Origin of the sequence: uncultured Sphingomonas sp., from assembly GCF_964244235.1 — a bacterium.
Taxonomy (GTDB): Bacteria; Pseudomonadota; Alphaproteobacteria; order Sphingomonadales; family Sphingomonadaceae; genus Sphingomonas.
In genome coordinates this window covers 16,600-38,730 of the sequence record NZ_CAXTII010000015.1, presented here as the reverse complement: position 1 = coordinate 38,730, position 22,131 = coordinate 16,600, and the positions used below count along the sequence as shown (strand labels likewise).

Genomic DNA, 22,131 nt, shown 5'->3' with positions numbered 1-22,131 from the left:
CGTCTTCTGCGACTTGCGCGCGAGGTTGGCCTTTTTCTGCGCCTCGTACTTGAACTTGCCGACATCGAGGTATTTGGCGACGGGCGGATCGGCGTTGGGCGATACCTCGACCAGGTCCAGGCCCAGTTCGGCCGCCTGCGCGATCGCTTCGCGCGTATACATCACGCCGAGATTCTCGCCCTCATGGTCGATCACGCGGACCTTGGGGCTGACGATCCATTCGTTGAATCTGGGGCCGTTCATCGGCGGCGCCTGGTTTGGCCGGCGCGTCATGGGGGGTGGTATGGGTATAGCTCCTCGTAATTATCGAGGGGGCGTATAGCGCTTTTGTGTCGGTCGCGAAAGGCACGCCGGACAATATCGCGCGGCGGCCCCCGAACGGTGATGGAGCGGTTCGCCCTAGAGCTGTACGCCCGGCGGCGCCATCGCGCCGCCCATCGGTACGGCGGTGTCGTCCAGCCCGTGATACAGGCGGCTGTTTCGCATGCCGTAGACGAAATACATAATGACGGCGGCAAGCGTATACCAGAAGAAGAACACCAGCACGCGCCACTCGACCGTCAGGATCAGCGCCGCGCAGGCGACGATGCCGAGCGCCGGCAGCACCGGGTACAGCGGCACCTTGAACCCGCGCGGGATTTCAGGGTGCGTGCGCCGCAGCCAGATCACCGACAGGCAGACGATCGCGAATGCCGCCAGCGTGCCGACCGACGTCATGTCGCCGAGCACGTTGATGTCGAAGAACCCCGCGGCGAACGCGGTGATGACGCCGACCGCCAGCGTGTTGACCCAGGGCGTCTTGAACTTCTGGTGCACGGTCGCGAAGACGCGCGGCAGCAGGCCGTCGCGCGCCATCGTGTAGAAGATGCGAGTCTGCCCGTACATCAGCACGAGGACGACAGACGTCAGTCCGATGATCGCGCCCGCCTTGATGATCTGCGCGAACCACGCCCATTGCGGCCCGAGCGCATCGACCGCGACCGCGACCGGATCGGGCACGTTCAATTGCTTGTAGTTGACGATCAGCGTCATCACGATCGACACGAGGATGTAGAGCACCGTGCAGACGACCAGGCTGCCGATGATGCCGATCGGCATGTCCTTTTTCGGATCCTTCGCTTCCTGCCCGGCGGTCGAGACCGCTTCGAAGCCGATATAGGCGAAGAACACGATCGACGCTGCGCGGAACACGCCCCCCCAGCCGAACTCACCCTTCTGCCCGGTGGCGGGCGGGATGAACGGACTCCAATTGGCCTTCAGGGTGTCGATATGCTGGATGACGAACCACCCGCAGATCAGGATGAACGCGATGATGACGCCCATCTTGATCGCGACGATCACGTTGTTGACCTTGGCGCTTTCCGACACGCCGACCACGAGCAGCGCGGACAGCGCGATGCAGATCAGGAACGCGGGAAGATTGAACAGATAGGTGACGGGCGCGCCGTTCACGAGGACGTCGATGCTGCCCTGCTGGATATGGAGGCCGGTAGGTCCGGTCAGCGCTGCCGGTATCGCGATGCCGTAATCGTGCAGCAGACTGACGACATAGCCCGCCCAGCCGACCGCGACGACCGATGCCGCCAGGCCATATTCGAGCAGCAGCAGCGCGCCCATGATCCACGCCGCGAACTCGCCGATCGTCGTGTAGCTGTAGGTGTAGGCCGATCCCGACACCGGCAGCGTCGATGACAATTCGGCGTAACATAGCCCGGCAAGCGCGCAGACGACGCCGGCCACGAGGAAGGACAGCAACACCGCGGGTCCGGCATGCAGCGCAGCGGCGTTGCCGGTCCGCACGAAGATGCCCGCGCCGATGATGCAGCCGATGCCGAGGAACACCAGGTTCCATGGTCCGAGCGTGCGTTTCAGTTCGCTTGTCTGCGTCTCGCGCTGAACCTGCTCCACCGTCTTGCGGAGCGTCATTCGTGCAAAGAGGCCAATTGCCGGGCGTGTCGCCATCAATGCTCCCTTGATCCGCCCCCCAAAGGCGGGATCGATCCCATGTGAAGTCGCCCAGCCTATAGGCTAAACGACCATGCGCAATCCCCTATCGCGCGAGCATCGGGCCGAGCGGCCGCCCGGCCAAGATATGAACATGCAGATGCGGCACCTCCTGATGCGCGTCGCGGCCGATATTGGCGAGCAGCCGGTAGCCGCCATCGACCAGTCCCGCCGCGCGCGCGACCGTGCCGACGGCGCGGACGAAGCCGGCGATCTCGGCATCGGACGCGCGCGTGCTGAAATCGTCCCACGACACGTACGCGCCTTTGGGGATGACGAGGATATGCGTCGGGGCCTGCGCGGCGATGTCGGGAAACGCGATCGCATGGTCGTCCTCGTACACGCGCGGCGCGGGGATTTCCCCGCGCAGGATCTTCGCGAAGACGTTCTGGTCGTCGTAAGGGAGCACGGGATCGATCGGCATTTCAGGCGGCCCCGTTGTGATCAGCAAGCGCGGCCTTGATGCGCGGTCGCAGCACGTTCACGAATTCGTTGGTTCTGGTGCGGAGCCAAGCCAGCGCGCGTTCCTTTTCCGCTGGCAGACGCCAGCTACCGCTCACGAAGCTGTCCTGGATCAACCGGCGACCCATCTTGTCGACGTGAAGCGAGACGGTGCCCCCCAACTCTCCCGCAATCGCGGGCCAGTCCTCGACCACGTTCCCGACCACGCGCGCGCCGATGGTATCGCGCGTATACGACAGGTAGACGCCAACTTCCCACCGGGCCTCGGTACGATACACGGTGAGCCAGGCATTGCCACTCGGTACCGGTAGCATGACGTTGAGATAGCCCTGTCGCCCGGCGCGGGGCGGGGGCTGCTCGGGATCATCGAGATGCAGGCCGCGGACGAATTCGGTCCAGAAGTTGATCCGGCTCAGCGGGTCCTCGTCCTCCTGCGCCTGTTCGGCGATGATATCGTCGTCCTGAACCGCCTGCCCTTCGGGCACGGTCACGACGGTGCGCGTGATCAGCTCGGTGCGCGCCAGGACCCGCGGCACGATCAGGCGGCGGCCATCATCGCCGACGAAGACCGGTAGCTCGATCAACCCCAGCGAGAAATGCAGCCCCGCATGGACCTGCAGATATTCTGCGATCGCCTCCACGCCTTCGCGGATGCCGTCGCCGACGATCAACAGCAGGAAACGGCCACGGCGCAAATTGTGCGTCAGCGCGTCGTTGAAGGCGATCTCGTCGATCTCGTGTCCGGCGGCGCGGAGTAGCCGCAGGATCGGGTTACCGTCGCCAGGCATCCGCCGCGCCACCTCACGCTGGAGATCGGACGCCGACCAGCGTGCCAGTTCCTTCGCATAATCGAGGATCTGCCCGACAACCTCGCGCCGTTGCTGCGGGTTACGCCACAGCTTGCACTCGACGAGAACAGGAAGGCCGGTCGGCGTGATCAGCAGATTGTCGATCGGCCCCGCATTGGTGCTCAACTCCATGCACATCGGCACCGGCCCGGCGAACAAAGGGTCGATTTCGGCGATCGGCAGGCATTGCGGGTGTTCATGCAGCAGCTGTTGCAGCTCCGCCTCGCTGATCTGGTCGGGGCCGCTCCCGAGTGGCAGCGGCGAAAGCGGGACCGCGCCACCGGGTCCCAGCAGCAGTGGCGTAGCGTGTTGACGGCTCAATCGCGCCTGGCCTTCTCGTCATGCCCCGAAACCCCCTCGCGCCGGGCCAGTTCGGCGCGGACGTCGTCGATCGACAGGCCGGCGTCCGCCAGCAGGACGAGCAGGTGGTAGAGCAGGTCGGCGGCCTCGGGTACGATCGCTTGGCGGTCGTCGCCCATTGCGGCGATGACGGTCTCGGTCGCTTCCTCGCCCAGCTTCTGTGCAATGCGGGCGCGGCCGCGGGCGAACAGGCTGGCGGTGTAGCTGCTCGCCGCGTCCTGGCCGCGGCGGGCGGCGATGGTCGCCTGCAATCGGTCGAGGATGTCGTCGCCCATGCCGTCCGCTCTACGGGCGGCGGCGGCGCGGTCAATCCTTGCCGGGCTTGGCCTTGTTGCGAAACCGGGCGCGGAGCGCCCGCCGGGCGAGCCACACGCCCACCGCGGCACAGACGAACAGCGCGATATCGGACAGCGCCGGGCCGGTGCGCGGATGGACGACGCCGCTATGCCCCGATTCCACCGCGGCGAAGGCTGGGGTGGCGAGGAGGATGAGGAGCAGGGCGAAGCGCATGACTCCCCCTTAACAGCGCTCGCGTTAACGCGGCGTCAGCGGCCTGCGCACCGGGACGCCCGCGGCGGCGAGCGCGGCGTGGGCATCCGCGATCGACGCCTCGCCGAAATGGAATATCGACGCGGCGAGGACGGCGGAGGCGTGCCCCTCGACGATCCCGGCGACCAGATCGTCCAGCCCGCCGACCCCGCCGCTGGCGACGACGGGGACGCGCGTCCGGTCGGCGATCGCGCGGGTCAGGTCGAGGTCGTAGCCGCCGCGGGTGCCGTCGCGGTCCATCGACGTGACGAGCAGTTCGCCCGCGCCCAGTTCCGCCAGATGGAGCGCGTGGGCGATGGCGTCGATGCCGGTCGGGCGACGGCCACCATGCGTGAACACTTCCCAGCCGGTCGCGGTGCGGCGCGCGTCGATGCTGGCGACACAGCATTGGCTGCCGAAGCGCTCCGCGATGTCGGACACGATCTCCGGCCGCAAGATCGCGGCGGAATTCACCGCGACCTTGTCAGCCCCCGCCAGCAGCAGCGCGCGCGCGTCGTCGGCGGATCGCACCCCGCCGCCGACCGTCAGCGGCATAAAGCATACCGCGGCGGTGCGGCGAACGACGTCGAGGATCGTGCCCCGCGCCTCGTGCGTCGCGGTGATGTCGAGGAAACAAAGCTCGTCCGCCCCCGCGGCATCATAGGCGCACGCCTGCTCCACGGGATCGCCCGCGTCGATCAGATCGACGAAGTTGACGCCCTTAACGACGCGGCCATTGGCGACGTCGAGGCATGGGATGACCCGGGCGCGGAGGGTCATGCTTCTGCTCCCCTCCCGCTTGCGAGTTTCAGGTCGGGCAGGCCCCCGGCCTGCCCTGAACGATGCGGGGCATCGTTCACCTGAAACTGGGCCGGGGGTGGGCGCCCGGCCTCCTCAAAGAACACCGATCGTCGAGAGCGACCGCCCACCCCCGACCCCTCCCGCTCGCGGGAGGGGAGTAGAAGAACGCCGATCACGCCGCCGCCGCCACGGCCAGCGCCGCGGCGAGATCGAGCCGCCCGTCGTACAGCGCGCGGCCGGTAATGACCCCCTCGACCCCGTCCCGTGCGTGCAGTGCGAGGACGTGAATCTCCGCGATCCCCTTCACGCCCCCGCTCGCGATCACGGGGATATCCACCGCGCGCGCCAGGTCGACCGTCGCCTCGACGTTACAGCCCTTCAGCATCCCGTCGCGGCCGACATCGGTGAACAAGAGCGCCGCCACGCCAGCATCCTCGAACCGCCGCGCCATGTCGGTGACGGTCACGTCGGACACGTCCGCCCAGCCGCGGGTCGCGACCATGCCGTCCTTCGCATCCACCGCGACGACGATCCCGCCGGGCCAGTCGCGCGCCATGGCACGGACGAAATCGGGATTCTCCAGCGCCGCGGTGCCGATGACGACGCGCGAGACGCCGAGATCGAACCAGCCGGCGACGCTGTCCGCGTTACGGATGCCGCCGCCCAGCTGGACATGGCCGGGGAAGCGGTCGACGATCGCCTTGACCGCCTCGCCGTTCACCGATTGCCCGGCGAACGCGCCGTCCAGATCGACTACGTGCAGATACTCTGCGCCCGCCTCTGCGAACAGCATCGCCTGCGCGGCGGGATCGTCGCCATACACCGTGGCGCGGTCCATATCGCCCTCGGCGAGGCGCACGACCTGGCCGGCTTTCAGATCGATGGCGGGGAAAACGATGAGGGTCATCTCAATTCCTCTCCGTCCCGGGGAGGAATTCTACGGCCGCCATGCGAGAAACCTCTCCAGCAGCGCCAGCCCGTAACGCTGGCTCTTTTCCGGATGGAACTGCACCCCCAGCAGATTGTCGCGGCCGATCGCGGCGGTTAGGGGGCCGGCATGGTGGGTCGTCGCGATCACGTCCGTCCCTGCATAGGCGTAGCTGTGCAGGAAATACGCCTCGCCCGGCTCGACGATCGGGTGGGCATGGTCCAGCGTCACGTCGTTCCATCCCATATGCGGCACCTTCGCCGCCGGGTCTGCGGGATCGAGCAGGCGGACATGCCCGTCGACCCAGCCTAGCCCCTTATGCAGGCCCATTTCCTCCCCGACCTCCGCCATCAGCTGCATGCCGACGCAGATGCCGAGGAACGGCCGCGCCTTGACCAGCGCCGCCTCGTGCAAGGCCGCGTCCAGCCCGTCCACCTTGCGAAGATTCGCCGCGCACGCACCGAACGCGCCGACGCCGGGCAGCACGATCCGGTCCGCCGCGGCAACCGTTTCCGGATCCGCGGTCACGATCAAATCCTCACACCCCGCCGCGCGCAACGCATTCTCGACCGATCGGAGATTGCCCGATTCGATGTCGATCAGCGCCAGCATCAGCCCACGGAATCGCGGATTGCGGGCGCTGCCATGCCAGTGGTGAAGCCGATCACTTCGGTGGTTGCCAGCCCCTTCACGACGAACGGCATGTTCGAGAGCAGCGCATCCGCCCGTGTCTTGTCGCCGCGGACCAGCATGACGCCGCCGGTCCATGGTGTCCGTCGGCCGGACAAGAGAATCGTGCCCTCTTCATAACACGCGTTCATCCAGGCAAGATGTTCTGCCATCGCCGCATCGATCGCATCCTGCGCACCGTCATAGCCGAGCAGGACGACGCAGAAGTCGATGCCCGGCAGGAAATATTTCTCGCTCATAAAACCCCCTTGGTGCTCGGAATCGCGTCGCCCTTGCGCGGATCGATCTCGACCGCGGTGCGAAGCGCGCGGGCCAGGCCCTTGAACGCCGATTCCGCGACGTGGTGGTTGTTCTCGCCGTGCAGCGTCTCGACGTGGAGCGTGATGCCCGCGGCCTGCGCGAAGCTGTGGAACCAGTGCTGGAACAGCTCGGTGTCCATCTCGCCAAGCCGCTTCTGGCTGAACGCGGTCTTCCAGACGAGCCAGGGCCGGCCGGATATGTCGAGCGCCACCCGGGTCAGCGTCTCGTCCATCGGCGACAGCGCGTCGCCGTAGCGGCGAATGCCGCGCTTGTCGCCAAGCGCCTTCGCCACCGCCTCGCCGATCGCGATGCCGGTATCCTCGACGGTGTGATGCTGGTCGATATGCAGGTCGCCCACGGTGCGGACGTGCAGGTCGATCAGCGAATGGCGCGACAATTGTTCGAGCATATGGTCGAAGAACCCGACCCCGGTCTCGATATCGTAGGTGCCTGTGCCGTCGAGATCGATCGTCACCGCGATGCTGGTCTCCGCGGTATTCCGGCTGATGGTCGCGGTGCGTGTCATGGGTTTCCCATAACGCGCACGCGCCGTCATGCAATCTTGAGCGCGACGCGCTCGGGCAATCTTGACCGGCCCCCAAAGCGCGCTACCCAAGGGGCATGAGCGACGGTCTTCCCGACAGCCTGATTCCCTATGACGAGATCGTGCAGGACACCCTGCGCGGCGTGATCGGCCGGGTGCTCGGCTCGGTCGCGGCGGGTGGATCGCTGCCGGGCGAGCATCATTTCTACATCACCTTCAAGACGCAAGGCGCGGGCGTCGACATCCCGCAGCGGCTGATCGAACGCTTTCCGGACGAGATGACGATCGTCCTGCAGAACCGCTATTGGGACCTGATTGTCGACGACACGCGCTTTTCCGTGGGGCTGAGCTTCAACCAGGTGCCGTCCAAACTGGTCATTCCCTATGCGGCGATCACGGGGTTCCACGACCCCGCGGTGAATTTCGAACTGCGTTTCCAGGCGCAGGAGGGGCCGGACGATGGTCCCGAACCGCATGACTCCGCGCAGAATGACGGACCGACCGCGACGCCGGTGGAGGACGGGTCGAACGTCGTCGCGGTGGATTTCAAGCGGAAGAAGTAAGCCGGAGCGAGCGGATTAGCGTGCGCTGATCCGCGGTCGCGCAGCGACGTGAACGGCCGGCCGACGCGGCACGCCGCGATCGACGTCACGGGATTTACTCCCGTGACGGCCGTCCCCATCTCCGTCTCATGACCACCCGCACCGAAACCGATTCGCTCGGCCCCATCGACGTCCCCGCCGCCGCCTATTGGGGCGCCCAGACGCAGCGCAGTATCGAGAATTTCCCGTTCGGCGCGCGCGAGCGGATGCCGATCGAGATCGTGCATGCGCTGGCATTGGTGAAGCAGGCGGCGGCGCGGGTGAACCGCGCGCACGGGTTGCCGGGCGACAAGGCGGGTGCGATCGAGGCGGCGGCGGCGGATATCGCGGCAGGACAGTTCGACGACCAGTTCCCGCTCGTCATCTGGCAGACGGGCAGCGGCACCCAGTCGAACATGAACGTCAACGAGGTGATCGCCGGGATCGCCAACGAACGGCTGACGGGGACGCGCGGCGGCAAGGTGCCGGTGCATCCCAATGACGACGTCAACAAGAGCCAGTCGTCGAACGACAGCTTCCCGACCGCGCTGCATATCGCGGCGGCGCTGGCCTGTTCGCAGCGACTGCTGCCCGCGCTGCTGCGGCTGGAAGAGGCGCTGTTCGCCAGGGCGGCGGCGTGGAGCGATATCATCAAGATCGGGCGGACGCATCTGCAGGACGCGACGCCGCTGACCCTGGGGCAGGAATTTTCCGGCTATGGCGCGCAGCTTCGTCTGGCACGGGTGCGGACCGGGCCGTTCGTCGCGCATGCCGTGTCGCGCCTCGCGCAGGGCGGTACTGCGGTCGGGACCGGGCTCAACGCTCCGGCTTGTTTCGGCGAGGCGTTCGCGCGGGAGATCAGCGCGATCACCGGCTTCGTGTTCGAAAGCGCACCCAACAAGTTCGAGGCGCTGGCATCGAACGACACGCTGGTCGACCTGTCGGGACGGCTCAACAGCCTCGCGGTCGCGCTGACCAAGATCGCCAACGACATCCGCCTGCTCGGCTCCGGCCCGCGCTGCGGGTTCGGCGAACTCGACCTGCCCGCGAACGAACCGGGCAGCTCGATCATGCCGGGCAAGGTCAATCCGACGCAATGCGAGATGCTGACGATGGTCGCCGCGCAAGTCATGGGCAACCATGTCGCCATCACCATCGGCGGACTGCAGGGGCACCTGGAGCTGAACGTCTTCAAGCCGCTGATCGGCGCCAACGTGCTTCGATCGATCGATCTTCTGTCGACCGCGATGGAGAGTTTCGCCGAACGCTGCATCGACGGGCTCGAACCCGATCGCGGGCGGATCGCCGAACTGCTCGACCGGTCACTGATGCTGGTGACCGCGCTCGCGCCCGAGATCGGCTATGACGCTGCGGCGAAGATCGCCAGGCACGCGCACGAACACGGCCTGACGTTGCGCGGGGCGGGGCTGGCGCTCGGGCTGGTCGATGGCGAGACGTTCGACCGTGTCGTCCGCCCGGAGGCGATGCTCGGCCGCTGAGGGGAACCTCGCCGCGCGTCCGGCTTTATGTCTGCCGACCAAGGGAGACATGACATGGGTGCGACGACCGCAGGCGCGCTGATCGGCGCGGCGATCGATGAACTGAACGGCGGCGACGATGTCGGGGAGGGCGCGATCGTCGGTGCGGTCACCGCCAGTGTGCTGAAGGTCGTGCTGCCGCTGGTGGTGACCTATGCGATCGGCTGGGGCGTGCTGCGCGGCGCGGCGGAACTGCGTGAGCGGCTGCTGGGCGGACCGGCCCTCTAAACGCACTCGCGGGCGATACTTGACGCCCGCACCCCTGCCGCGCCACTAGCGCGCATGGACCAGCCCCCGACCGACGATCCGCATGGTTTTCGCCGCCGAGGCGTATTGTTCGTGCTGTCGTCGCCCTCGGGGGCGGGCAAATCCACGATCGCACGCAAGCTGCTGGCGGACGAGCCGGAACTGGTGATGTCCGTCTCCGCGACGACCCGACCGATGCGGCCCGGCGAAGTCGATGGTCAGGACTATCATTTCGTCGATCTCGATCGGTTTCGCCAGATGGTGGCGGATCATGAATTCATCGAATGGGCGCATGTCTTCGGGCATCGCTACGGCACGCCGAAGGCACCGGTCGAGGCCGAACTGGCCGCCGGGCGCGACGTGCTGTTCGACATCGACTGGCAGGGCGCGCAGCAATTGTTCCAGATCGCGGGCGGGGACGTCGTTCGCGTGTTCGTGCTGCCCCCGTCGATGGAGGAACTCCACGACCGCCTGAGAAAGCGTGCGACCGATACCGATGCGGTCATAGACGCGCGGATGGCGCGTGCGGCGGCCGAGGTCAGCCACTGGGATGGGTACGACTATGTGCTGGTCAACGACGCGGTCGAGACCTGCTTTGCGGGCGTTAAGACGATCCTGGCCGCCGAACGACTGAAACGATCCCGGCAGACCGGCATCATCGGTTTCATCCGCAAACTGACGCGGTGAGCCGACCGGCGGGTCAGGATATCCGCCGCCCCAGTTCCTTGTTGATCCCAAGCGCCACCAGGGTTCCGAGCGCACCCGACAGCAGATACGCGCCCGCCGCCAGCAACCCGAACCGGCTCGCCAGCCACAAGGCGACCAGGGGCGCGAAGCCGGCCCCGACCAGCCATGCGATATCGGACGTCAGCGCGGACCCGGTGTAGCGGCGCGCGGTCGTGAAATTGGCGGCGACCGCGCCTGACGACTGGCCGAAGGCGAGCCCCATCAGCACGAAGCCCGCGACCATGAAGATGATCTCGCCCGCGGCGCCGCCGTTCAGCAATTGCGGCGCGAAGCCGCTGAAGACGGCGATCCCCGCCGCCGACGCGCCCAGCAGCGATCGCCGCCCGAACCGGTCGGCAAGCAATCCGGAGGCGACGACCGACAACAGCCCGACGAACCCGCCGATGATCTCGATCCCCAGGAACCACGCCGCGTCCTCATGCGCGAACAGCACGACCCAGGACAGCGGGAAGACCGTCACCATGTGGAACAAGGCGAAGCTGGCGAGCGGCGCGAACGCGCCGATCACGATGTTGCGCCAGTCGCTGCGAAGCGTGTCGACGACGCGCGACGGCTCCAGGTCGCGGCTTTCGAACAAGGCGGCGTAATCGGGCGTCGTCACCATGCGCAGCCGTGCGAAGAGCGCGACGACGTTGATCGCGAACGCGACGAAGAACGGGTAGCGCCAGCCCCATTCGATGAAATCGGGGGTCGAGAGCGACAGCAGGAAGAACGCGAACAGCCCGCTCGCCACGATCAGGCCGAGCGGTGCGCCGAGCTGCGGGATCATCGCATACCAGCCGCGCTTGTGCGCCGGTGCGTTGAGCGCGAGGAGCGAGGCGAGCCCGTCCCATGCGCCGCCGAGCGCGATCCCCTGGCCGATACGGAACAGCGCGAGGAGGATCGCAGACCAATTGCCGATCGTCTCGTAGCCGGGCAGGAACGCAACCGACGCGGTCGACCCGCCGAGCAGGAACAGCGCGATCGTCAGCTTCGTCCCGCGCCCGAGCACCTCGTCGACGCGCAGGAAGATGAGCGACCCGATCGGTCGCGCGATGAAGGCAAGCGCAAAGATCGCGAAGGAATAGAAGGTGCCCGTCAGCCGATCGACATAAGGGAAGACGAGCGCCGGGAAGACCAGCACCGACGCGATCGCGTAGACGAAGAAGTCGAAGAATTCCGACGTCCGCCCGATGACGACGCCGATCGCGATCTCGCTCGGCCGGACATGGCCGTCACCCGCATTGATCGCGCGCGCATCGCGCTCGGCGGTGTGGGGGGCGGGGGCAAGCGTGCCGGGCTGGGCGATCATGGCATGTTCCTGCGGCTGGGATTCGTGGCAGCCATCGTCGTGCTTCATGCACCATTACGCGTGTTCGGAGGATTGGACAAAATGTCCAATGACGCACCGCAGCATGTGGGCCTATGTCGGCGTCATGCCTGGTTCGCCCATTCTCGATGACCATTCCCCTACGCTCCGCCCCGGCGAAGGCCGGGGCCCAGTTTTGCCGGTTAGCGTAATTGAGGGAATCGCGCCGCCGCGATCGTTTCGCAACTGGGCCCCGGCCTTCGCCGGGGTGGGGAAAAGCTGGACGCTGTCGCCTTTGGTCCTGCTCGGCGGATGCAGCGCGGTCGTTCTGCATCCGATGGGCGACGTGGCGTTGCAGCAGCGCAACCTGGTGATCTTCGCCACGTGCCTCATGCTGCTGATCGTCGTGCCCGTGATCGCGCTCGTCGGGCTGTTCGCGTGGCGTTATCGCGCGACCAGCCAGACCGCGACCTATGCGCCGGACTGGGATCATTCGACGCAGCTCGAACTGGTGATCTGGGCGGCGCCGCTGATGATCGTCATCTGCCTGGGCGCGGTGACGTGGACGGGGACGCATCTGCTCGATCCCTATCGCCCGATCGGCCGGATCGCGAAGGACCGGCCCGTGGCGGCGGGCGTGACCCCGCTCGAGGTACAGGTCGTCGCGCTCGACTGGAAATGGCTCTTCATCTATCCGCAATATGGCTTCGCGACGGTCAACGAACTGGCCGCGCCGGTCGATCGGCCGATCCGGTTCCGGATCACGTCGTCATCGGTGATGAACGCATTCTATGTGCCGACGCTGGCGGGCATGATCTATGCGATGCCGTCGATGGAGACGAAGCTCCACGCGGTCATCAACACGCCCGGCGATTATGCGGGCTTCTCGTCCAATTATAGCGGTGCGGGTTTTTCGGGGATGCGGTTCCGCTTTCACGGGCTGGACGATGCGGGTTTCACGGCCTGGGTGGCGCGGAACCGCGCCGCTTCGCTGCCGCTCACCCGCGCCAATTATCTGACGCTGGAAAAACCGACCGAGAAGGTGCCCGTGATCCGCTTCGGCCGGGTCGCGCCCGGGTTGTTCGACGCGGTCGTGAACCAGTGCGTCCGGCCGGGCACGACCTGTATGGTGGACATGATGCGCACCAACGGCGCCGATCCGTCCGCGATGTACGGCGAGGCGAACGGCGGCACGCCGCGTGGAAAGATCGCCCGCTCGCCGCTGACCTCCACCGACACCGGCGGCCCACCGCCTGCGAGCCCCGTGGACGTCAAACAGCGTGGTCCGTCCTCTCCCGCGGAATCGACCACGCCCAAGCAGAAGCCCCTCTAAGATGGCCAATCCGATGCACGTCTCGCCGCTCGCCGTCAGTCCAGTCCTCGGTCGCTTCACGCTCGAATCGCTGCCGCTCCACGAACCTATCGTCGTCGGCACCTTCGCGGTCGTCGCGATGGGCGGCGCGGCGCTGCTCGCCGCGCTGACGTATTTCCGGCTTTGGGGCTATTTGTGGACGCAGTGGTTCACCACGGTCGATCACAAGCGGATCGGGATCATGTACATGATCCTCGGCATCGTCATGCTGCTGCGCGGCTTTTCCGATGCGATCATGATGCGCCTGCAGCAGGCGATGGCGTTCAACGGCTCCGAAGGATATCTGAACGCGCATCATTACGATCAGGTGTTCACCGCGCACGGCGTCATCATGATCTTCTTCGTCGCGATGCCCTTCGTCACCGGCCTGATGAACTATGTCGTGCCGCTGCAGATCGGCGCACGCGACGTGTCATTCCCGTTTCTCAACAATTTCAGCTTCTGGATGACCGCGGGCGGCGGGGTGATCGTGATGATGAGCCTGTTCGTCGGCGAATTCGCGCAGACCGGCTGGCTGGCGATGCCGCCGCTGTCGGGCATCGACTACAGCCCCGGCGTCGGCGTCGATTACTACATCTGGGCGCTTCAGGTGGCGGGTGTTGGCACGCTGCTGTCGGGCGTCAATCTCATCGCGACGATCGTGAAGATGCGCGCGCCGGGCATGACGATGATGAAGATGCCGATCTTCTGCTGGACCGCCTTGTGCACCAACATCCTGATCGTGGCGGCCTTCCCCGTCCTGACCGCGGTGTTGGCGTTGCTCAGCCTCGACCGCTATGTCGGCACCGCGTTCTTCACGAACACGCTTGGCGGCAATCCGATGATGTACGTGAACCTCATCTGGATCTGGGGCCATCCGGAGGTCTACATCCTGATCCTGCCGATGTTCGGCGTCTTCAGCGAAGTCACCTCGACCTTCTCGGGCAAGAAACTGTTCGGCTATACGTCGATGGTCTATGCGACGATGGTCATCACGATCCTCGCCTATCTGGTCTGGCTGCACCATTTCTTCACGATGGGCTCGGGGGCGAGCGTCAATAGTTTCTTCGGCATCACGACGATGATCATCTCGATCCCGACGGGCGCAAAGATCTTCAACTGGCTGTTCACGATATACCGCGGCCGCGTGCGCTTCGAACTGCCGATGATGTGGACGATCGCGTTCATGGTGACGTTCACGCTGGGCGGGATGACGGGCGTGCTGCTCGCGGTGCCGCCGGCGGATTTCGTTCTGCACAATTCGCTGTTCCTCGTCGCGCACTTTCACAACGTCATCATCGGCGGCGTGGTGTTCGGCGCATTCGCGGGGATAAACTACTGGTTTCCCAAGGCTTTCGGGTTCAAGCTCGACGAATTCTGGGGCAAGGTCAGCTTCTGGTGCTGGGTCAGCGGCTTCTATTTCGCTTTCATGCCGCTCTACGTCCTGGGCCTGATGGGCGTGACCCGCCGGCTGCGGACGTTCGACGATCCGAGCCTACAGATATGGTTCATCATCGCCGGCTTCGGCGCGTTCCTGGTCGCGCTCGGCATCGCGGCGATGCTGGTCCAATTCTATGTCAGCATCCGCGACCGAGAACGGCTGCGCGACCTGACCGGCGATCCGTGGAACGGCCGCACGCTGGAATGGGCGACCTCCTCGCCGCCGCCCGACTACAACTTCGCCTTCACGCCCGTCGTCCATGACGGCGATGCGTGGTGGGACATGAAGGCGCGCGGCTATCGGCGTCCGGACCGCGGCCATGCAGACATCCATATGCCGAGCAACACCGGCACTGGCGTCATCATCGCCGGGTTCAGCGTTGCGTTCGGGGTCGGGATGATCTGGTATGTCTGGTGGCTGGCCGCACTCAGCTTCGTCGGCATTCTGGCGAGTGCGATCGTCCACACCTTCAACTACAAGCGCGATCACCATATTCCGAAGGCCGATGTGATCGCGCAGGAGGCGGTACGCACGCGCCAGCTGGCAGGGGCGGCGACATGACCGCAGTAACGCTGCCCGGCCGCGATGTCTTCCACCTGACGGAGGAACCGCATCATCCCGAGGGGTCGAGCACCATGCTCGGCTTCTGGATCTACCTGATGAGCGATTGCCTGATCTTCGCGATGCTGTTCGCGGCGTACGGCGTGCTGGGCACCAGCTATGCGGGCGGGCCGGGGCCGAAGCAGCTGTTCGAACTGCCGCTGGTCGCGCTCAACACGTCGATGCTGCTGTTCTCGTCGATCACCTACGGTTTCGCGATGCTGTCGATGACCGACGGCAAGCGCGGCGGGACGCTGGGCTGGCTGGCGGTCACCGGGCTGTTCGGCGCGGCGTTCCTCGGGATCGAGCTCTACGAATTCTCGCACCTGATCGCGGACGGCGCGGGGCCGGGACGCAGCGCGTTCCTGTCGTCCTTCTTCACGCTGGTGGGGACGCACGGGCTGCATGTGACCTTTGGGCTCATATGGCTGATCGTGCTGATGGTGCAGGTCGGGATGAAGGGGCTGATCCCCGCCAACCGGCGGCGGCTGATGTGCCTCAGCCTGTTCTGGCATTTCCTCGACGTGATCTGGATCGGCGTCTTCACCTTCGTCTACCTGATGGGAATGCTGCGATGAGCGCGCACGGCCACGAAACCGATCTGCACGACGAAGAGTCGCACGGGTCGCGCAAGGGCTATTGGATCGGCTTCGGCCTCGCCGCGGTTCTGACCGCGATCCCGTTCTGGCTGGTCATGACGATGCCGCTGCCGGCCCGGGCGACCGCATTCGTCATCATGGCATTCGCCGCGGTGCAGATCGTCGTCCACATGATCTTCTTCCTGCACATGAACCGGCGGGCGGAGGGTGGCTGGTCGATCATGGCGCTGCTGTTCACCGTCGTCATCGTCGCGATCGCGCTCAGCGGGTCGCTCTGGGTGATGTACCATATGAACGCGAACATGATGCCGACCCAAGACATGCGACAGATGGGGTGACGCGGCAGGCGATCGCACGCGGGCTGATCGCGCTGGTGTGGATCGTGGCGATCGGCGGGTTGCTGGGACTTGGCACGTGGCAGGTGCATCGTCGCACGTGGAAGCTGGATTTGATCGCCCGCGTCGATGCGCGGATCCACGCCGCGTCGGTACCGGCACCGCCTGACGCGACGAAGGACGACGCATATCGCCGGGTCGTCGCGACGGGCGCGTTCCTTATCGGCAAAGACAGCTTCGTCCAGGCCGTGACCGATCGCGGCCCGGGCTGGTGGGTGATGACGCCGCTGCGGACGACGGCTGGCCGGACGATCCTGGTCAACCGCGGCTATGTCGCCGATCGCCACGCGCCGCCGGTGCCCGGGCCGATCCGCGTGACCGGGTTGCTGCGGCTGACCGAGCCGGGCGGCGGGTTCCTCCGGCGCAACGATCCCACCGCGGACCATTGGTATTCGCGCGACGTGGATGCGATCGCGGCGCGACGCGGACTGGGGCGTGTCGCGCCGTATTTCATCGATGCGGACGACGGGCATACCGGCCCCGGCCAGCCGGTCGGCGGGCTGACCGTCATTGCCTTCCCGAACAATCACCTCGTCTATGCGATTACGTGGTATACGCTGGCGGTGATGGCCGCCGTCGGGTTCTGCTACTGGATCGTCCTCGACCGCCGCGAACGCCCTTGACGCCCGGCCCGCCCCTTGGCGCGTTTCGTCCGCGCATCGATGCGGCGGGGCACGACAATCTGCTCCAGCTGGTGCAGCTGCGCTGGCTTGCGGTGGCGGGGCAACTGGTCACGATCCTGCTCACCCGGTTCGCGTTCGGGATCACGCTGCCGCTGATCGCGATGCTTGGCGTGTTGACCGCATTGGTCGCGCTCAATGCGGTCAGTTTCGTGCTGCTGCGCCGCCGCCGCGCGATCACCAATGCGGAACTGTTCGGTGCGCTGCTGCTCGATGTCGCCGCGCTGTCGGCACAATTATATCTGAGCGGCGGCGCGACCAACCCGTTCGTGTCGCTGTTCCTGCTCCAGGTCGTGCTGGGATCAGTCTTGCTCGATCGCTGGTCGAGCTGGGCGCTGGTCGCCGCGACCAGCGTGGCGTTCGCCATCCTGACCGCGGTGTACCGGCCGATCACGCTGCCGCCGGCGATCGACCGAAGCCTGTTCGCGCTGCATGTCCAGGGAATGTGGGTATGCTTCGCGCTCGTCGCGGTGCTGCTGGTGATGTTCGTGACCCGCATCAACGGCAACCTGCGCGCGCAGGATGCGTCTCTGGCCGATATCCGGCAACAGGCGTCGGAGGAGGAGCATATCGTCCGGATCGGCATGCTCGCATCGGGCGCGGCGCACGAACTGGGGACGCCCCTGTCGTCGCTGTCGGTGATCCTCGGCGACTGGCGACGCACCGCGGCGATCGCGCGCGATCCCGATCTGGTCCGCGATGTCGAGGACATGCAGGCGGAGGTGCAACGGTGCAAGGCGATCGTGACCGGCATCCTGCTGTCGTCGGGCGATGCGCGCGGCGAGGAATCCTCCGCCACCAGCGTACGCGTGCTGATGGACAGGGTGGTCGGCGAGTGGTCCGCGGCGCGTGGCTTTGCGAATGCGCGCTACACCGACCGATTCGGCGCGGATGTGCCGATCGCGTCCGACGTCGTGCTGCAACAGGCGGTGTTCAACCTGCTCGACAACGCCGCCGAGGTCTCGCCGGGGGAGATCGCCATCGATCTGTGGCGCATTGGCGACGCGCTCACATTGACGGTGCGCGATGAAGGACCGGGCTTCCCGGCCGAACAGCTGGCCGGTCTGGGCAAGCCCTATAACAGCAGCAAGCCCGGTCTCGGCCGCGGCCTCGGCCTGTTTCTCGTCGGCAATGTCGCGCGAAAGCTCGGCGGAACGCTCGCGGCGCACAACCGGCCGGAGGGGGGAGCGGAAGTGACGCTCATCCTGCCGCTCGCCGCGATCAGCCTGGCCGGTACGGATGGGTAAGCCGCTGCTCCTGATCGTCGAGGACGATGCGACCTTCGCGCGGACGCTGCAACGATCGTTCGAGCGCCGCGATTACGAGGTCGTCGTGGCGGCTGGGCCGGCCGAACTCGACGCGTTCCTCCGATCGCGGACCCCCGATTACGCGGTCGTCGACCTGAAGCTCGCGCAGACGTCGGGGCTGACCTGTGTCGAGGCACTGCACGCACACGACCCGGCGACGATCGTCATCGTTCTGACCGGCTATGCCAGCATCGCCACCGCGGTGCAGTCGATCAAGCTCGGCGCGACCTCGTATCTGGCCAAGCCGGCGAACACCGACGATATCGAACGTGCGTTCGGGATGACGATCGGCGACACCGCCGTGCCGGTCGGGGACCGGCATACGTCGATCAAGACGATCGAATGGGAACGGATCAACGAAGTGCTGGCGGAAACGGGCTTCAACGTGTCGGAGACCGCACGCCGGCTGGGGATGCACCGGCGGACCCTGGCGCGCAAACTGGACAAGCGGCGGGTGGTGTAGGGCTTTCAGTCATTCCTGTTCTCGTGCGAAAGCGGTAGCTCGGGGTTACAAGGGGATCGCCCGGGGCCTCTGAGCTTCCGCTTTCGCGGGGGAACGAGAATACCTGCCAGGTCCTCCCCCCCACCGACATTGCCGCACCCCGCGCTGCCGGGCTACAGCGCGCGGGATGATCCGCCTGACCGAATTGACGCTGCCGCTGCACCATCCGGATGAGGCGCTGCCGGCGGCGATCTGCAAGCGGTTGCGGATCACGCCGCGCGATCTCGTCCGCCACGTCGTCGCGCGCCGGGCGCACGATGCGCGCGACAAGACGCGGATAACGCTCGTCTATTCGGTCGACGTGAACGTGAAGGACGAGGCTGCGGTGCTCGCGCGGTTCCGCAAGGACCGGCAGGTCGAACGGACCCCGGACACCAGTTACCGGATCGTCGCGCGCGCGCCCGCGCATGGCCCGCGGCCGGTGGTGATCGGCGCCGGCCCGTGCGGCCTGTTCGCCGCGCTGATTCTCGCGCAGATGGGGCTGCGGCCGATCATCCTCGATCGCGGCAAGGTTGTTCGCGAGAGGACCAAGGACACCTGGGGGCTGTGGCGGCGCGGCGTCCTGGACCCGGAGTCGAACGTGCAGTTCGGGGAGGGCGGCGCCGGGACGTTCTCCGACGGCAAGCTCTACAGCCGGATCAAGGACCAGCGGCATCTCGACCGCAAGGTGCTGACCGAATTCGTGAAGGCCGGCGCGCCCGCGGAGATCCTGACCGAGGCGCACCCGCATATCGGCACGTTCCGCCTGGTGACGATGGTGGAGAGCATGCGCGCGACGATCGAGGGGCTTGGCGGCGAATATCGTTTTTCCACGCGCGTCGACGGGATCGATGTCGCGACCGATGCCACCAGGCAGCGGCGAGTCCACGGGCTCCATCTGAACGGCGGCGACTATCTGGCGGCGAGCCATGTCATCCTCGCGATCGGGCACAGCGCGCGCGACAGCTTCGCGATGCTCCACGCTGCCGGCGTGCATGTCGAGGCCAAGCCCTTCTCGATCGGGGTCCGGATCGAACATCCGCAATCCTGGATCGACCGGTCGCGCTTCGGTACGGATGCGGGCAATCCGATCCTTGGCGCGGCCGAATATCACATCTCGCACCACTGCTCGAACGGGCGGACGGTCTACAGCTTCTGCATGTGCCCCGGCGGCACCGTCGTCGCCGCGACGTCGGAGGAGGGGCGCGTCGCGACCAATGGCATGAGCCAATATTCGCGCAACGAACGCAACGCCAATTCCGGCTTGGTCGTCGCGATCGATCCCGAGCGCGACTTTCCCGGCCATCCGCTCGCCGGGATCGCGCTGCAACGCCGGCTCGAGGAGCGCGCGTTCGTCGCGGGCGGGTCGAGCTACAACGCGCCGGCGCAGCGGTTGGGCGACTTCCTCGCCGGGCGGCCATCGACGTCGCTCGGCGTCGTGACGCCGTCCTACCAGCCGGGCGTTACCCCGACCGACCTGGCGGAATGTCTCCCCGATTTCGCGGTGGCGGCGATGCGCGAGGCGCTGCCCGTGTTCGGACGGCAGATCCCGGGCTACGACCATCCGGACGTCGTCATGACCGGGGTCGAGACGCGCACCTCCTCCCCCGTCCGCTTCACGCGCGGCGATGATTTCCAGAGCCTCAACACCATAGGCCTGTTCCCCGCGGGCGAAGGCGCTGGCTATGCCGGCGGCATCCTGTCGGCGGCGGTGGACGGGATCAAGGTCGCCGAGGCGCTTGCGGCGAGCCTGGGCAGGGCATGACCCTGATCGCGTTCAACAAGCCGTACGGCGTGCTGACGCAGTTCACCGATCGCACCACGACCGGATCGCCGCGCCCAACACTGTCCGGGTTCATCGACCTGCCCGGCGTCTATCCCGCGGGGCGGCTCGATCTCGACAGCGAGGGATTGTTGCTGCTGACCGACGATGGCCGGCTGCAGGCGCGGATCGCGGACCCGAAATTCAAGCTGGCCAAGACCTATCTCGTGCAGGTCGAGGGCGAACCCGACGCGGCCGGGCTCACGGCGCTCCGCCGAGGCGTTGGGCTGAAGGACGGCCCGACCTTGCCCGCCGAGGCGGAGCGGATCGATCCACCCGATCTGTGGCCGCGCGATCCGCCAGTGCGGTTCCGCAAGACCGTCGCGGATCGCTGGCTGCGGCTGACCATCCGCGAAGGGCGCAACCGCCAGGTCCGGCGGATGACCGCCGCGATCGGCCACCCGACGCTCCGGCTGGTGCGCTGGCGGATCGGGGGCTGGACGGTCGAGGGGCTGGCCCCGGGGCAATGGCGCGAGGCGGTCGAAAGCCGTGCGCGGCACGATCGCGGCGGGTGAGCGAGCGGATGCAACCTTGCGTCGCCCGCGATCATTCAGCCACCGGATCGCCGTCTGCAGCAAGGAACGACATAATGGAAATGCGCAAGCTCGGCTCGCAAGGGCTCGAAGTCTCCGCCCTCGGTCTCGGGTGCATTGGCATGTCCGATTTCTACGCCGGGCGCGACGATGCGGAATCGGTTGCCACCATCGACCATGCGGTCGATCGCGGCGTCACCTTTCTCGACACCGCGGACATGTACGGCATGGGCGCGAACGAGGAGCTGGTCGGGCGGGTCGTGCGCGAACGCCGCGAACGGGTGGTCGTCGCGACCAAATTCGGCATCGTCCGCAGCGCGGACGGCAGCGGGCGCGGGGTCAGCGGACGTCCCGATTACGTCCGGCAGGCCTGCGACGCCAGCCTGAAGCGGCTCGGGCTCGACGTCATCGACCTGTATTACCAGCACCGCGTCGATCCCGAGGTGGCGATCGAGGAGACAGTCGGCGCGATGGCCGAACTCGTTACCGCCGGGAAGGTCCGCTATCTCGGGCTGTCGGAGGCCGCGCCGGCCACGATCCGGCGTGCGCATGCGGTCCACCCGATTTCCGCGCTGCAGACCGAATATTCGCTGTGGAGCCGCGATCCCGAGGACGAAATCCTGCCGACGGTCCGCGAACTCGGCATCGGCTTCGTGCCCTACAGTCCGCTCGGCCGGGGTTTCCTGACCGGGCAGTTCAAGACTGCGGACGACATCCCCGCCGACGACTACCGCCGGACCGCGCCGCGTTTCCAGGGCGAAGCGTTCGCGAAGAACCTCGATCTGGTCCACGCGGTCGAGACAATGGCGACCGACAAGGGCTGTAGCCCTGCTCAGCTGGCGCTGGCATGGGTGTTGGCGCAAGGGTCCGATATCGTGCCGATCCCGGGCACCAAGCGCCGCCGGTACCTGGACGACAATCTCGGCGCGACCGGGGTCGTGCTGGACGCGGCCGACCGCGCGCGGATCGACGCGGCATTGCCTCCGGGCGCGGCGACCGGCAACCGCTATCCGGCGGCGTCGATGGGTACGGTCAACCGGTAGGGGTCGTCTCCGCA

The 22,131-nt window shown here is 66.6% G+C and carries 26 protein-coding genes; 14 read left to right on the top strand and 12 right to left on the bottom strand.

Going from position 1 to position 22,131, the window contains the following annotated elements; translation table 11 throughout:
• The 11 genes from infC to hisB form a co-directional block, all read right to left on the bottom strand.
• Positions 1-273 (bottom strand): translation initiation factor IF-3 (infC, locus tag ACFE7D_RS04720; RefSeq protein WP_375394271.1); only part of this gene is annotated, 273 nt, incomplete at its 3' end.
• A 126-nt stretch (positions 274-399) separates the two neighbouring features.
• A complete protein-coding gene (locus tag ACFE7D_RS04715; protein WP_375394270.1) occupies positions 400-1,926 on the bottom strand; it encodes an amino acid permease in 1,527 nt (508 codons plus the stop codon).
• Positions 1,927-2,050: 124 nt separating this feature from the next.
• Positions 2,051-2,428, bottom strand: coding sequence for an HIT domain-containing protein (locus ACFE7D_RS04710; protein WP_375394269.1), 378 nt, complete (start codon positions 2,426-2,428; stop codon positions 2,051-2,053).
• Position 2,429: 1 nt separating this feature from the next.
• On the bottom strand, positions 2,430-3,635 hold the full coding sequence (locus tag ACFE7D_RS04705; RefSeq protein ID WP_375394268.1) for a hypothetical protein: 1,206 nt from the start codon (positions 3,633-3,635) through the stop codon (positions 2,430-2,432).
• Positions 3,632-3,949 (bottom strand): phosphoribosyl-ATP diphosphatase, encoded by a 318-nt coding sequence (locus tag ACFE7D_RS04700; protein ID WP_375394267.1) that lies wholly within the window; start codon positions 3,947-3,949, stop codon positions 3,632-3,634. The genes ACFE7D_RS04705 and ACFE7D_RS04700 overlap by 4 nt, the downstream gene beginning before the upstream one ends.
• A 31-nt stretch (positions 3,950-3,980) precedes the next feature.
• Positions 3,981-4,184, bottom strand: a complete 204-nt coding sequence (locus ACFE7D_RS04695) for a hypothetical protein (RefSeq protein WP_375394266.1) — start codon at positions 4,182-4,184, stop codon at positions 3,981-3,983.
• 24 nt (positions 4,185-4,208) lie between these two features.
• Positions 4,209-4,982 carry an imidazole glycerol phosphate synthase subunit HisF gene (gene hisF, locus ACFE7D_RS04690; RefSeq protein WP_375394265.1) on the bottom strand — a complete coding sequence of 258 codons (774 nt, stop codon included), beginning with the start codon at positions 4,980-4,982 and terminating at the stop codon, positions 4,209-4,211.
• A gap of 193 nt (positions 4,983-5,175) precedes the next feature.
• Entirely contained in the window at positions 5,176-5,910 is a 735-nt protein-coding gene (gene hisA / locus ACFE7D_RS04685) for a 1-(5-phosphoribosyl)-5-[(5-phosphoribosylamino)methylideneamino]imidazole-4-carboxamide isomerase (RefSeq protein WP_375394264.1), read from the bottom strand.
• Between the two features lie 30 nt (positions 5,911-5,940).
• A complete protein-coding gene (gene hisH / locus ACFE7D_RS04680) occupies positions 5,941-6,546 on the bottom strand; it encodes an imidazole glycerol phosphate synthase subunit HisH (protein WP_375394276.1) in 606 nt (201 codons plus the stop codon).
• Complete coding sequence (locus ACFE7D_RS04675; RefSeq protein WP_375394263.1) at positions 6,543-6,860, bottom strand: YciI family protein; 318 nt, start codon at positions 6,858-6,860, stop codon at positions 6,543-6,545. The genes hisH and ACFE7D_RS04675 overlap by 4 nt, the downstream gene beginning before the upstream one ends.
• A complete protein-coding gene (gene hisB, locus ACFE7D_RS04670; RefSeq protein ID WP_375394262.1) occupies positions 6,857-7,447 on the bottom strand; it encodes an imidazoleglycerol-phosphate dehydratase HisB in 591 nt (196 codons plus the stop codon). The genes ACFE7D_RS04675 and hisB overlap by 4 nt, the downstream gene beginning before the upstream one ends.
• Before the next feature lie 95 nt (positions 7,448-7,542).
• Here hisB and ACFE7D_RS04665 point away from each other — a divergent pair, with 95 nt between their 5' ends.
• From ACFE7D_RS04665 to gmk, 4 genes are all read left to right on the top strand, one after another.
• Complete coding sequence (locus tag ACFE7D_RS04665) at positions 7,543-8,028, top strand: SspB family protein (protein WP_375394261.1); 486 nt, start codon at positions 7,543-7,545, stop codon at positions 8,026-8,028.
• A gap of 128 nt (positions 8,029-8,156) precedes the next feature.
• On the top strand, positions 8,157-9,545 hold the full coding sequence (fumC, locus tag ACFE7D_RS04660; RefSeq protein ID WP_375394260.1) for a class II fumarate hydratase: 1,389 nt from the start codon (positions 8,157-8,159) through the stop codon (positions 9,543-9,545).
• Positions 9,546-9,599: 54 nt separating this feature from the next.
• Entirely contained in the window at positions 9,600-9,812 is a 213-nt protein-coding gene (locus ACFE7D_RS04655; RefSeq protein WP_375394259.1) for a hypothetical protein, read from the top strand.
• Between the two features lie 54 nt (positions 9,813-9,866).
• On the top strand, positions 9,867-10,517 hold the full coding sequence (gmk, locus tag ACFE7D_RS04650) for a guanylate kinase (RefSeq protein ID WP_375394258.1): 651 nt from the start codon (positions 9,867-9,869) through the stop codon (positions 10,515-10,517).
• A 13-nt stretch (positions 10,518-10,530) separates the two neighbouring features.
• On the opposite strand, the gene ACFE7D_RS04645 is transcribed toward gmk, so the two are convergent.
• Positions 10,531-11,868 (bottom strand): MFS transporter, encoded by a 1,338-nt coding sequence (locus ACFE7D_RS04645; protein ID WP_375394257.1) that lies wholly within the window; start codon positions 11,866-11,868, stop codon positions 10,531-10,533.
• A gap of 265 nt (positions 11,869-12,133) precedes the next feature.
• Here ACFE7D_RS04645 and cyoA point away from each other — a divergent pair, with 265 nt between their 5' ends.
• The 10 genes from cyoA (at position 12,134) to ACFE7D_RS04595 (ending at position 22,117) form a co-directional block, all read left to right on the top strand.
• On the top strand, positions 12,134-13,198 hold the full coding sequence (cyoA, locus tag ACFE7D_RS04640) for a ubiquinol oxidase subunit II (protein ID WP_375394256.1): 1,065 nt from the start codon (positions 12,134-12,136) through the stop codon (positions 13,196-13,198).
• A gap of 13 nt (positions 13,199-13,211) precedes the next feature.
• On the top strand, positions 13,212-15,218 hold the full coding sequence (gene cyoB, locus ACFE7D_RS04635; protein WP_375394275.1) for a cytochrome o ubiquinol oxidase subunit I: 2,007 nt from the start codon (positions 13,212-13,214) through the stop codon (positions 15,216-15,218).
• Positions 15,215-15,835 (top strand): cytochrome o ubiquinol oxidase subunit III, encoded by a 621-nt coding sequence (gene cyoC, locus ACFE7D_RS04630; protein ID WP_375394255.1) that lies wholly within the window; start codon positions 15,215-15,217, stop codon positions 15,833-15,835. The genes cyoB and cyoC overlap by 4 nt, the downstream gene beginning before the upstream one ends.
• Positions 15,832-16,194, top strand: a complete 363-nt coding sequence (gene cyoD / locus ACFE7D_RS04625; RefSeq protein WP_375394254.1) for a cytochrome o ubiquinol oxidase subunit IV — start codon at positions 15,832-15,834, stop codon at positions 16,192-16,194. Before cyoC ends, cyoD begins: the two co-directional genes overlap by 4 nt.
• Positions 16,191-16,874 carry an SURF1 family protein gene (locus tag ACFE7D_RS04620; RefSeq protein WP_375394253.1) on the top strand — a complete coding sequence of 228 codons (684 nt, stop codon included), beginning with the start codon at positions 16,191-16,193 and terminating at the stop codon, positions 16,872-16,874. The genes cyoD and ACFE7D_RS04620 overlap by 4 nt, the downstream gene beginning before the upstream one ends.
• Positions 16,871-18,178 (top strand): ATP-binding protein, encoded by a 1,308-nt coding sequence (locus tag ACFE7D_RS04615; protein WP_375394252.1) that lies wholly within the window; start codon positions 16,871-16,873, stop codon positions 18,176-18,178. Before ACFE7D_RS04620 ends, ACFE7D_RS04615 begins: the two co-directional genes overlap by 4 nt.
• Complete coding sequence (locus tag ACFE7D_RS04610) at positions 18,171-18,701, top strand: response regulator transcription factor (RefSeq protein WP_375394251.1); 531 nt, start codon at positions 18,171-18,173, stop codon at positions 18,699-18,701. Before ACFE7D_RS04615 ends, ACFE7D_RS04610 begins: the two co-directional genes overlap by 8 nt.
• A 166-nt stretch (positions 18,702-18,867) precedes the next feature.
• A complete protein-coding gene (locus ACFE7D_RS04605) occupies positions 18,868-20,484 on the top strand; it encodes an FAD-dependent protein (protein ID WP_375394250.1) in 1,617 nt (538 codons plus the stop codon).
• A complete protein-coding gene (locus tag ACFE7D_RS04600) occupies positions 20,481-21,056 on the top strand; it encodes a pseudouridine synthase (protein WP_375394249.1) in 576 nt (191 codons plus the stop codon). Before ACFE7D_RS04605 ends, ACFE7D_RS04600 begins: the two co-directional genes overlap by 4 nt.
• 74 nt (positions 21,057-21,130) lie before the next feature.
• A complete protein-coding gene (locus tag ACFE7D_RS04595; RefSeq protein WP_375394248.1) occupies positions 21,131-22,117 on the top strand; it encodes an aldo/keto reductase in 987 nt (328 codons plus the stop codon).
• The last annotated feature ends 14 nt before the right edge of the window (positions 22,118-22,131 follow it).